Here is an 11,159-nt window from a genome sequence, read left to right as displayed (position 1 = left end):
GGCGATCAGGCGTCGCGCTTGAGTTCGCCGGCCGGTGCCAGCACCTCGCCCACGCCCCAGCCGACCAGCGCCTGCGCCGCGGCGGCGTTGACCTCGATCACGTCGCCGGGCGCCTTCTCTTCGCCGGCATGGGTGTGGTGGGCCAGCAGCTTCACGCTGACCTGGCCGCTCGTGGCGGCCATCGTCTTCTTGCTCATGGGGATGACTCCAGGGGGATGGAGGCGAGCCGCAGCACCGCCGCGGCTCGCCCTGTGGGCGGTCCAGCCGATCAGTCGCGGAACTCGACCTCGAAGGGTTCGGTCTTGCCGAGCGGCGTGACCAGGCGACCCTGCAGCTCGACCTCGTTCCAGTCGTCGGTCAGGAAGTCGAACTCGGCGTTCGGCGTCAGCACCGCTTCCCACACGCGGCAGATCACCGGCCGGTCGTCGGCGATGTTTCGGCCGTCGAACATCACCGCGCAGCGCAGCTGCGGGCGCACGGCGCCACGCACCCGCATGCCGCTGATGGCGGCATGGCTGAAGTCGGCCAGCAGCGCCTGCGCCTCGGTGATCGCACCGCCCACCAGCGCGCGGTACATGCCCAGGCGGTAGTTCACCTCGTAGTCGGTACCGAGCACATAGGTCGATGTGCCGGCGGCGTTGGTGAGGGTGAAGCCGGCCGCGTTGAGGTTCTGCCGGCCGAGCTGCACCCACTTGCCGAGCTGGGCCGCGGTGGCCTCGTCGGTCACGGTGCCGGCGCCCTGGTTGACCGCCGTCTGCTCGCCCATGAAGGCCAGCGTCAGGGTGTCGCGGTTCGCCTCGCGGAAGGCGATGCTGAAGTCCGCGGGCTTCTGCAGCGCCACCGTGGCCAGCACCTGGCCATAGGTGTCGCGGCCCTTCGACTCCAGCTCCTTGATGTCGGAGTTGGGCTTGAGGGCGAACTTGCTGGCGTCGCCAGCATTGATCCAGCCCGTCTGCACACCCGCGCTGTTGTACGGGTTGATCAGGACGTCGCCGGCGCCGATGAATCCTCGTGCGGCTGCCATGTTTGGTTCTCCAAAGTAAAAAGCCCGCGCGAGGCGGGCAGGTGTTGGTGTGTGGCCGGTCAGGCCGGCCGGGGCTTGAGGTACTCGACCGCGAAGGTGCCGAGCACCAGCGCGCCGCCGACGTCGATGCCTTCGACGCGGAAGGTGACCTCCTCTTCCTGCAGCGGGCCGCAGCCCAGCGTGCTCATCAGGAGCTTGTGCGCGCCGCGCAGCGCGGCCTCGGCCGCCTGGTAGTCGGCGTCGGCCCCGGCGCGGTCGTCGGCGCTGCGGTTGATGGCGCCCAGGGTGAAGACGAAGCGCCGCTTGCCCTGCTGGTTCTTCTGGTCGATGAAGCGGTCGCTCTGGTCCTCGAGCAGCACCAGGCGCTCGCCCGCCTGCAGCGCGGACGCGTCGCTCGGGTTGTCGAGCACCTTGGCCTCGGCCAGGTCGGGTGCGGCGCGCAACGCGGCCACGATGGCCGCGCTGATGCGGTAGCGGATGCTGTTGCTCATGGTCCCGACACCCGGCTCAGCTGCGCTTCGGACTCGAAGCCGTCGTTGACGCGGTCGGCGCGGCGCACCTTGTAGGTGACGCCGCGCGCGACGACCAGGTCACCCGCCAGCAGCTCGGCGTCGTCGGTCGCGTAGCGCAGCCGGTGCACGCCGGTGATGGCGTGACCGTCCAGCGCGTCGGCGTCCACCGACGCCAGGATGCCGGCGAACACGACGTCGGCGGCGGCGGCACGCCGGCGCGTGCACTCGATGGCGAAGTCGTCGGTGCGGAAGAACACGGTTGCGTCGTCCTCGATCATCGATCAGCTCTCTGCGGTGACCTGCAGCAGGTCGCCGGGGTCCTGCACCGGCGCTGCGGCACCGGCCGCGACCAGGTCGGTTGCAACGTCGGCGGGCAGCGTGACGGTGGTGCCGGCCTCGAGCGCGCGCTGGCGGCGCTGCTCGTCTTTGCCTTCCATCACGACCACCGCGTGCAACAGGCGCACCGCGGTGGCCTTGGGTTTGCTGCTCATGGGACATCCTTTCAGCGCACGCTGGCGCGCAGCGTGGCGTTGACCCGGTACGGCACCAGCAGCGGCGCGGTCTGCATCAGCAGGTAGCGCACCGACGGGTCCTGTTCGACCCAGCTCTTCGGGAAGTACTCGAGCGCCTGCAGCGCGTCGTGGTCGAGGATGGCGCCGTGGTGGCGCACGCCTTCGACCGCGTCGCCCGCGGTGCCGATCACCGTGCCGTCGGGCAGGATCGAGCCTTCCAGGCCGGTCTCGGCATCGACCACCCAGCCGCTGTAGGTGTAGATGGCGAACTGGTCGACCATGCCCTGGAACACCCGGCCTTCACCCTGGTGGGCGTCGGGCTGCAGGGTGCTGTTGCCGCGCCAGCGTTCCAGGCGGCTCTTCACGTCGGCATCGGCGCGGAAGACCTTCCAGACGTCCACCGTCATCGTCACCTCGGTCATCGCGACGCCGGTGGTCCTGACCATGCGGTCGGACCAGTCCTGCAGGTCGTCCAGCGGCTTCACGCCGGCATCGCCCCACTTGGCGCCGTTGGCCTTGACGATGGTGTGGTTGGCGTCGCGGCCGAAGTCCACCACCACCGACGGGTACTGCTCGCCCTGCACGGTGACCTTGCCGCCGTACAGCGCCTGCGCGGCCATCCATTCCATGCGGCGCTCGAGCATGTCGAGCTGGTCCTCGAGGTCCTGGGCCAGCAGGATCTGCATGCGCTCCTCGGGCGAGTACTGGCCGCCGCCGATGCGTTCGCCCTTCACCCGCTTGACCGCGCGGCCCGGGTGGAAGGTGCGCTTGTCCTTGATGTAGGCCGGCTTGAAGGTGTCGGTGCGGAAGCCGCGGCTTTGCACCACCTTGCCGCCCACCAGCGGCGAGACGAACGGCGCCATGCGGCGCGGCTTGTTGTCGATGTCGAAGTGGATCTCTTCGGACGTGTCCTGGCTGACGGTGGTGAAGTGGCGCTGCGCGAAGCCGGAACGCGGCGCGCGCAGGTCCTCCACGATGGCCAGCAGGGTGTCGGTACTGAACAGGTCGGGCATGGTCAGGCGCCTCCTTGTGCGTTGATGAGGAAGATGCCGCGGTCCTCGAGGCCTGCCTTCACGCTGGCCGTGGTGTGGCCGGCGCCGAGCGTCAGGGCCTGGGCGATGAAGTCGCCGCGGGTGTGGATGAGGGTCGGCTTGTCGCCGGCGCTGGCGTCGGTGTCGTCCACCAGCACCGCCACCGGCACCTGCGAGCCGTCGCCGGCGGCGGCCAGGCTCAGGACGAACTTGCCGCTGGCGGTGATGCGGCCGAGCAGCGCGCCGCGTTTGAGGTTCTGGCCGGCCAGCAGCGTGGCCGGTTCGCTGAGCAGCAGTTGCGCGTTCTGCGCGATCAGGCCGTCGGGCGTGAAGCCTTCGGACTTGTAGGTGGCGAGGAAACTCACTGGGCACCTCCTTGCGCGGAAGCGCCGCGCGTGCCGTTGAAGAGGGCGAGCACGCCCTTGGCGAGATCGCGAGACGTCGGCTCGGCCGCGGTGTCGCTCGGGGCGGCGCTGGCCGGGGCCGGCGCGGGCGCGTCGCGGTGGTGGGCCTGCACGGCGGCCTGGCGCACGCCGCGTTCAGCGGCCAGCACCGCGGCGGCCGCCTCCGGACCGCTGGTCTTGCCGTCGAAGGCGAGCTTGTCGATGAGCGCCTCGTGGCCGGGCAGCGACTGCGCGCGCACGGCCTGGATGCGCTCGCGTTCCTGGGTGGCGCCGAGTGCGACGAACTCGGAGCGCACTTGGGCGAACAGTGCCGCGTGGTCGCGCTCCAACGACTCACGCGAGAGCTGCGGGGTGTCAGCCTGGGGCATGACGTTTCCTTTCTCGGTAGGGACGCCGGCGGTTTGGCCGGCAGGGTCGTCCTCGCGCGCACCGGCGCTGGCGGACAGGGAAGAAGCCGCGGCAGCAGCGAAGGCCTTGCGGCGCTTGGCGAACTCGCGGGGGTCGGCGGCCAGGCGCTCGACCATCGCGTCGACCGTGGAGACACCGTCCACGAGTCCTGCGGCGATGGCCTGCCGGCCGATGAACACATGGCCGTCGGCCATGCGCTCGAGCACGGTGTCGGTGTCGACGCCGCGGTGCTGGGCCACCGCATCGACGAACACGCTGTAGATGTGGTCGACCTGGGCCTGGATGTAGTCGCGCCCCGCATCCGTCAGCGGCTCGGTGCTGCTGGCGATGCGCTTGTACTTGCCGGCGGTGATCTCGGTCGTCTTGGCGCCGGGGCCGCGCGGCGCGTAGTCGTGGGTGGCCACCACGCCGATCGAGCCGGCGTGTACGGTCGGGCCGCTGATGAAGACGGCGTTGGCGGCCGAGCCGATCCAGTAGGCGGCGCTGGCGATCGTGCCGTCGCTGACGCTGACGATCGGCTTCGTCTGCCCCAGCTCGAAGATGGCGGCGGCCAGCTCGGGCGTGCCGAACACGCTGCCGCCGGGCGAATCGATCGCCAGCACCAGCGCCCGCACCCGCGGATCGGCGATGGCCGACTCGACCTGCAGCGTGAGCTGCTGGGTGGACGCACCGCCGCTGATGCGGGTGAAGAGGTTGGCCTTCGGCGCGATGACGCCCTCGACCGGCAGCACCGCGATGCCGCCTGAGCGGATCTCGTAGGCCTGCTGCTCGTTGGCCAGCGGGCGGCCCAGGCGCGCCTCGACGGCGGCCAGGTCGATCTTGTCGCCGCGCAGGTGGGTGGCGTAGATGGCCTGGATCTCCACCAGCTTCTCCGGCTGGAGGGCCCACGGCGAGGTGAGCAGGTCGATGAGCTTCATGGATGCTCCAGAAACGACGAAGCCCGCACGTGGCGGGCTTCGGTGGTGAGTGCGATGTCGGCTACTGCGTCTCGCGCGCGGAGCGGTTGCGGCGCTCGACCGCGTCGGCGGCGCGGCGCAGGTCGTCCTTGATGTCGCGCAGCTCTTCGCGGATCTCGCGCTTGAGCAGCTCGGCCTCGGCTTCGTGGCGCTTGTCGGTCTCGCGCTGGCGCACGAGTTCGGACTCGAGCACCGACACCCGCGCCGAGAACTGCGCGTAGGTGACGGTCAGGCCGCCGAACATCGCCAGGATGGTCAGCGCGTTGCTGATGATGGTCTTGTCGAAGCTCATGCGTTTGCGCTCTGTGTTCGGGTCCATCACGTTTCCTCTTCGGCCGGCTCGCGCGGTCCGGCTGGTGCCGCGGCGCCCGGTTTGGGCTGCGGCACCAGGCCGGCGGCGTCGAGGCGGCGGCGTTCGCTGATCTTGGCGTCGGTGGTTTCGTTCCAGTCGCTGCCGAACAGCTCCCACTCGGCCCGCTCGTGGGTCATCAGGTTGGCCTCGATCGCGGCGGTGTAGGCCGCCACCTCGTCCTTCGGGTTGATCGAGCCCTGGCTGTCGCCGATCCAGGCCGCGCGGCTGTAGGCCCAGCGCAGCAGCGGGTCGCTGAAGAAGCCGGGCGCGGCGACGCGGCCGGCGCCGACGGCCTCGGCCAGCCAGGTCTCGTAGACCGGCTGGCAGAAGCTGCGGGCCAGCCAGGTGCGCTGGCCTCGGAAGAACATCCAGGCGTCGAGCAGCGCGGCCTTGCTGGCGCTGTAGCTGCTGTTGAAGCGCTTGAGCAGCAGCTCGAACGGGATGCCGAGTGCCATGCCGATCTGCTGCAGGATGGCCTGCACGAACGGGTCGAACGCGGTGTTGGGCCGGTTCGGGTTGGCGAACTTGGCGTCCTCGCCCTTGGCCAGGCCGACCACCGCGCCTGGGCCGAGGCCGATCTGGTCGGCCGCCGGGCCGTCGGCCTGCTGCGCACCGGTGAAGATCGGCGCCGGGTTGCCGCCTTCGGTGGTGATGAAGACGGTGAAGAAGGCCGACACCACGGCCGCCTTGATCTCGGCGTCGGTGTAGGTGTCGAGGTCCTTCAGCAGCGCAATGATTGGCGCGAGCCACGGCACGCCGCGGCGCTGCTCGGGCCTTGTCGGCAGCCAGTGGTGCAGGAGGCGCTGGCGACCACTCGGGCCGCGCTGCTCGATCCAGCGCCCGGCCCAGCGGCCGGCCGTCAGGCTGCCGCGTCCGGCCAGCACCGCACCCGGGTGGCGGTCGTAGACGTGGTAGGCCAGCGGCCGGCCTCTGGCGTCGCAGCGCACCCCGCCGGCGATCTCGTCGCTATCGGCGCGGCCGTGGGGGTTGCCGATGCGGTCGGCCTCGAGCAGCTGCAGGCGCAGGCGGTACGGCATCGTCGAGGTCGGCTCGGCTTCGGGCAGCAGCGTGAAGCAGTCCCCGCTTTCGCGCATGGACTCGAGCACCAGGCGCTGGCGGTCGTAGAAGTTGCCGGCCAGCGTCAGGTCGCATTCGGTGCTGTCGGCCCACAGGCTGAACTCGCGCTGCACCGCGGCCTTCCATTCGGTGGCCTGGTCTTCGCTCCAGCCGAGCAGCTTGCGGTCGGGCTGCGCCACCAGCGCCAGGCCGGTGCCGACGACGCGGTCGAGCAGCGTGTTCATGGCACCGACGGCGATCGGGTGCGTGCGCGCCAGCTCGCGCGACTGGCCGCGCTGCGTGGGCAGCGCGCGCAGGGTGTCGGCGTTGGCGTCGCGGGCGGCCGGCTGCCAGTTGCGGCGCAGCGGCTTGTTGCCGCCGGTGCCGTGGTCACCGGTGTAGGCCCCCAGAGCGACGCCGCCGGCTTCGGCCATCGCCATGCGCACGCGGGCCTGCGCACGGGCGGCGCCGCGCTGCGGGCTGAAGTAGCCGATCGCTCGGTCGATGAAGTTGGTTGACATGTCAGCGCACGTAGAGGATGCGGGGACGGACTGCGGCGTCGGCCCGAGCGAGCTGCGTCTGCAGCCTGGCGATCTCGGCCTGGACGGTCGCCAGCTCGGCGCGTTTGTTGCGCCGCGCGGTGCCGCCGTCGCCGATCGTGTATTCCTGGCTCTGCAGGATCCTGACCTCGGCGTCGAGGTAGGCCTGCAGGCGTTGTTCAAGCTGTTCGCGCGTCATCGGTGGCTCGCGTTGCGCTGGACGATGGCCGCCGCGGCGGCCTGGAATTCGGACTCGAAGCGTTCAGCCACCGCCTGTTCGGCGATGCCGGCGAAGTCGAGCCGCTGGCGGTATTGCGGCTCGCGCCGCACGAAGATCAGCACCGGCTTGACGCCCCGACCCTCCCGCCGCCACACGCCCCAGGGCCCACGGCCAATGCGGCCGGCGAAGTACGGCGCGCTCTTGGCGTTGCGCTGGCTGCGGCGGCTGTTTGTGCGACGCTGGGCAGGGTCGAACGCCGAGCGGCTGGCGGTCAGGATGCGCTGCATCTCACCACGCTTCAAATTGCCGTAGGCGTCGAGCGACGCGCCGCTGCCGAGCACCGCGCGCTCGCCACGCTGCAGCACACCGGCATAACGCATCGCGCGTTCGAAGCGCTTCTCCTTGCGCTTGCCGCCCAGCACCGCCGGCAGCAGGTAGTCCTCTGGCAGCGTGCCGTTGTTGCGGGCAGCGTCCTTCACCGCCACGCGGGCCGACATCGTCTTCACGGTCGACGGCACGATGAAGGTGCTGTTGAGCGTGTAGGGCGTCGGGCGGTCGAAGACCTGCGGCAGGCGCGCGACGATGGTTCTTTGCGCGTGCTGGGCGGTGCGCGTCAGTGCGGTCGAGGCGGCCAGTGGGATCACGCGTGCGGGGATGTCGCGGGCCGCGCGGGCGAGGTCACGGGCGCTGCCGTTGCGGGTGATCGAGAGCATCGTGGGGCGGCAATGAAAATGGCCCCGGGGCTTGCGCCGGCGGGGCCTTGGAGGTCTTTGCAGAGAGGAGAAATCGGGGTGTGCGGTGCGGCTGTTTTGCGTCAGTCGCAGTTCGGGTACTTACCGAAACTGGGGTGGATTTTGAGGGAAAGTGTCGCCTGCTGGCGAGCACTTTGTTGTCGCCTCTGGAGGCGACAACAAAGTGCTTGACGACGCAACTTCAGCCCTGCAAGGAATGGCCCCCCAAAAGGTGGGGTTCCATCGACCAATGTACGGCTGCATAGTCGCGCGGGAGGGGGGCTCCGCAGCCCAAAACGCGCTCACGTTAAGTGCACCGTGAGTTGGTCTGCACTGCCCATTCGCTGGAGGGGCACGTTGGCGGCAGCGATGAGTTAGAACTGCCCCTGCGCGCGTCATAGGTAAGCTAACAAGCAGATCTACTATGCTCGCACCAGAAATCGCAGAACGCTTCCGCACGAGTCTATTCGCGGGTCACTACAACCTCTTGCTCGGCAGTGGCGCCTCGCTTGATAGCACCGACGCAATGCGCGTACCGCTGAAGTCAGCGAGCGAGTTGACAAAGGAGCTATGCACACTCAAGGGAGTAAGTACAGCGGCACCCCTTTCACGCGTCGCACTATTGCTGACTCCTGATGAGATTGAGAAATATCTGACCGCTCCATACTCGGGATGCCGACCGGGAGAGACGGCTAAGCGCCTTACTGGATTCGTTTGGAGGTCAATCTACACCTTCAACATTGATGACGTACTTGAGGCAGCCTACGAGACGACCACGAGGAGGCGACAACGTGCCGAGCCGATCAACTACGACGCGGGCTACCGAACTCCTCCCAACCGAAGCAAGGTGTCTATCGTGCACCTCCATGGCTTCGCTCGGCAGGCGGAGTCTGGATACGTCTTCTCTGCTTCTGAATACGCCCGGGTAACCAAGGGCCTTAACCCGTGGATGCACGTCTTGTCCGAGTTGCTGGCTACCGAGCCTTTCATAGTATCTGGCACCAGCCTCAATGAGCCAGATCTGGAGTACTACCTAAGTGCCAGATCAAACACTTCGGTACGAACCAATCGTGGTCCATCGATCTTAGTGGAGCCATACCCTGACGCGATCACCGAGAGCCTGTGCCACAGACACGGGCTAGTTCTGGTTAAGGCGAAGCTCGCGGAATTCCTCCACTGGACTACTGAGACGCTTGGGCACGCCCCACTAGTTAGCCAGCTTGCTGTGCCTTCGATGGAGGGGCTCTTCAGCCGCGAGTTCGGTGCAGATGCGCAGGTTGAATTCTTCAGCTCCTTTGAATTGGTCAAGCCGTCTGCACCCAATGCGGCCGCGGAGCCCTCTCCCTTCTTCTACGGAAAGGCGCCGCGATGGTCCGACTTGGAGTCCAGCCTCGACTTGCCGACCGATGACGAAAGAAGGCTTAGTGCGAAGATCAGAAACTTCCTCGAAGGCCGCGACGGCAGTGTCAAGCTCTTCCTGGTACTCGCAGATGCTGGTACGGGCAAGACAACTGTTCTAAGACGCAGTGCATATGACTTCGCGAAAGAAGGTCGCGTAGTCATGAACCTGACCGGAAAACTTGCGATTGACACTGAGAACACGCGGAAGGCCATAACGGCTCTTAGTCGGCCAGCGGTACTCGTAATCGACAACCTTGCGGATCAAGCTTCCTCGGTCCTCACGGCTCTTCAAGGTTTAAACGTCAGCAAGCCGCTCGCACTGTTGTGCGCTGACCGCGACTATCGCCGCGACCACATTGTCCGTGTACTAGGCAACTTTTCGACCGAGGAGTTTCAGCTCTCTCCATGGAGCATGGAGCAGTTCGAAGTCTTCATCGAACGATTCCGGAAGGCCGGCCTCGTTGGATCCGGAGAGGCCATTCGGATGCCCAAGAAGTTTTCGGGCCTCCTCTTGGGCGACCCAGTAGCAATCGCAGGTTGCCGAGTGCTAAACAATTTCAAGCCCCTCGACGAGATCGTTCATTCGTTATGGAAGGACTCATCTGCGGAGGCGCAAAGCAGTTATGCCTTGGCCACACTCTCAGAGTTCTGCTACTCAGGAGGTATTGCCTATCCGATTCTCGAGCGTGCTCAGCACAATGAGGGGCTGAGAGACCAACTATCGCTGGCAGTCCCTCTTCCGCTCGCGTACACCGAAGACGGCGACTTCGTGCTCCCCCTGCACCCTGCAGTGGGTGAACGGCTCTTGCGCTTTCTTTCAAGGGAGCGGCGCGATTTGTTGGCCGACTTGTTCGAGCGGCTGGCACTGGCGCTGGCCCCGTACGTCAATAGGCAGACGATCATTGACCGAACTCCAGAGGCGAGGTTGGCAGGCCGCCTGTTCAATGCTGAACGTGTCGTTCGCCAACTCCTCGGGGATAAGGCCTCGCACTTCTATCACGTAGTCCGCGAGGCTTGGCAATGGAACTCAAGGTACTGGGAGCAGCGCGCGATCCTCACGCAAGACATCAACATCGACGACGCCATCCAGTTTGCGAGGCACGCCGTTGCAATCGAACAGCACCCGTACCCTCGCACGACACTGGCCTCCTTGCTCGTTAGGAAGCTTGAGGCTGAGGGGGCGGCTAACGACGCGCTGTTCACGGAGATCTATGACCTCCTGGATGCAGCTCTGCGCGACGAGGCAACGCGCGGTTGGCGGCCCACGCCTCACCCTTACTCTGTCCTGTTCCACGCCGTAAGTTCCTTCATCAAGGTTGGCGGTTCACTTGCCGCCAAAAGAACCGGCCAGATACGCGACCGAGTGACCTACTGCCAACGCTACTTTCCGCGCGATACAGGACTCTTGGATGCGGGCGCCCGAATTCTTAGACGGATCGAAGGGAGATAGTGCGCGGCGTACCGATGCTTGTCGGGATAGCCGCAGCGGTTCAAATTCTTGCGCGCTACCCCTTTCGTCTTTCGGTCCATTGAATCCCATGCAAAGCTGCTGCGTTGACTCGAAGAATTCCCTGTGAGGCAGCGTACACACGCTTTCTAAAGGCACGGAGCAACCTGTACCAATACTGCCGGCCAATGCCTAGTTCTTGTGCGGCTGCTTTGATGTTGCGCACACGCCATAGATAGTGAAGCTCGAAGATCTTTCGATCGAGTTCGAGGGGTTGAGCGATCACTGCTAGGTGGAGTGCCGCCAGCTCTGCACCGCATGGAGCATCTGGCCCACCAGATTGCACGCGTGGCGAGCTCTTCGCGCTCAGCTTTCCGATCAAGGACTGCTGCAACGGTGGCGGTCCATAGAAGCGTCGCGTCCTACACCACGCGCCCCAAGCGGTAAGCGTCCGGGCATCCCGTGGATCGGACGCAGGATCAGGTCAGCGAGCTGCGTCCGTCGTTGACTTCGTCGATGAACACATCTTCTGACCAGGCGAGGCCGATCGCCTTGTCCAAGCGCTT

General features: G+C 66.7%; 13 protein-coding genes. 1 reads left to right on the top strand and 12 read right to left on the bottom strand.

What is annotated here, in order from left to right; genetic code table 11:
- Positions 1-5: 5 nt before the first annotated feature.
- From E8D38_RS24345 to E8D38_RS24290, 12 genes are all read right to left on the bottom strand, one after another.
- The gene (locus tag E8D38_RS24345) at positions 6-197 is read right to left on the bottom strand and encodes a DUF7210 family protein (protein ID WP_140636566.1); all 192 of its coding nucleotides are present in this window, start codon (positions 195-197) and stop codon (positions 6-8) included.
- Positions 198-268: 71 nt separating this feature from the next.
- On the bottom strand, positions 269-1,024 hold the full coding sequence (locus tag E8D38_RS24340; protein WP_140636564.1) for a phage tail tube protein: 756 nt from the start codon (positions 1,022-1,024) through the stop codon (positions 269-271).
- 59 nt (positions 1,025-1,083) lie between these two features.
- Positions 1,084-1,515, bottom strand: a complete 432-nt coding sequence (locus E8D38_RS24335) for a hypothetical protein (protein WP_140636562.1) — start codon at positions 1,513-1,515, stop codon at positions 1,084-1,086.
- The gene (locus tag E8D38_RS24330; protein ID WP_140636560.1) at positions 1,512-1,814 is read right to left on the bottom strand and encodes a hypothetical protein; all 303 of its coding nucleotides are present in this window, start codon (positions 1,812-1,814) and stop codon (positions 1,512-1,514) included. The genes E8D38_RS24335 and E8D38_RS24330 overlap by 4 nt, the downstream gene beginning before the upstream one ends.
- Positions 1,815-1,817: 3 nt before the next feature.
- Positions 1,818-2,027, bottom strand: a complete 210-nt coding sequence (locus tag E8D38_RS24325; RefSeq protein ID WP_140636558.1) for a hypothetical protein — start codon at positions 2,025-2,027, stop codon at positions 1,818-1,820.
- Positions 2,028-2,038: 11 nt separating this feature from the next.
- The gene (locus tag E8D38_RS24320; protein WP_140636556.1) at positions 2,039-3,061 is read right to left on the bottom strand and encodes a major capsid protein; all 1,023 of its coding nucleotides are present in this window, start codon (positions 3,059-3,061) and stop codon (positions 2,039-2,041) included.
- Positions 3,062-3,063: 2 nt separating this feature from the next.
- A complete protein-coding gene (locus tag E8D38_RS24315) occupies positions 3,064-3,444 on the bottom strand; it encodes a head decoration protein (RefSeq protein WP_140636554.1) in 381 nt (126 codons plus the stop codon).
- The gene (locus E8D38_RS24310) at positions 3,441-4,808 is read right to left on the bottom strand and encodes a S49 family peptidase (RefSeq protein WP_140636551.1); all 1,368 of its coding nucleotides are present in this window, start codon (positions 4,806-4,808) and stop codon (positions 3,441-3,443) included. The genes E8D38_RS24315 and E8D38_RS24310 overlap by 4 nt, the downstream gene beginning before the upstream one ends.
- 61 nt (positions 4,809-4,869) lie before the next feature.
- Complete coding sequence (locus E8D38_RS24305; protein WP_140636549.1) at positions 4,870-5,166, bottom strand: hypothetical protein; 297 nt, start codon at positions 5,164-5,166, stop codon at positions 4,870-4,872.
- Positions 5,166-6,776, bottom strand: a complete 1,611-nt coding sequence (locus tag E8D38_RS24300; protein ID WP_140636547.1) for a phage portal protein — start codon at positions 6,774-6,776, stop codon at positions 5,166-5,168. Before E8D38_RS24300 ends, E8D38_RS24305 begins: the two co-directional genes overlap by 1 nt.
- Position 6,777: 1 nt before the next feature.
- On the bottom strand, positions 6,778-6,993 hold the full coding sequence (locus E8D38_RS24295; RefSeq protein WP_140636545.1) for a hypothetical protein: 216 nt from the start codon (positions 6,991-6,993) through the stop codon (positions 6,778-6,780).
- Positions 6,990-7,727 carry a hypothetical protein gene (locus E8D38_RS24290; RefSeq protein ID WP_140636543.1) on the bottom strand — a complete coding sequence of 246 codons (738 nt, stop codon included), beginning with the start codon at positions 7,725-7,727 and terminating at the stop codon, positions 6,990-6,992. The genes E8D38_RS24295 and E8D38_RS24290 overlap by 4 nt, the downstream gene beginning before the upstream one ends.
- A 442-nt stretch (positions 7,728-8,169) precedes the next feature.
- Between E8D38_RS24290 and E8D38_RS24285 the strand changes: the two genes are divergently transcribed.
- Positions 8,170-10,596 (top strand): P-loop NTPase, encoded by a 2,427-nt coding sequence (locus E8D38_RS24285; RefSeq protein WP_140636541.1) that lies wholly within the window; start codon positions 8,170-8,172, stop codon positions 10,594-10,596.
- The last annotated feature ends 563 nt before the right edge of the window (positions 10,597-11,159 follow it).

Origin of the sequence: Methylibium rhizosphaerae (assembly GCF_006386545.1) — a bacterium.
Taxonomy (GTDB): Bacteria; Pseudomonadota; Gammaproteobacteria; order Burkholderiales; family Burkholderiaceae_C; genus Pseudorivibacter; species Pseudorivibacter rhizosphaerae.
Note: the sequence above shows the minus strand (reverse complement) of the source record. Positions and strands in the feature narration are given on the sequence as shown.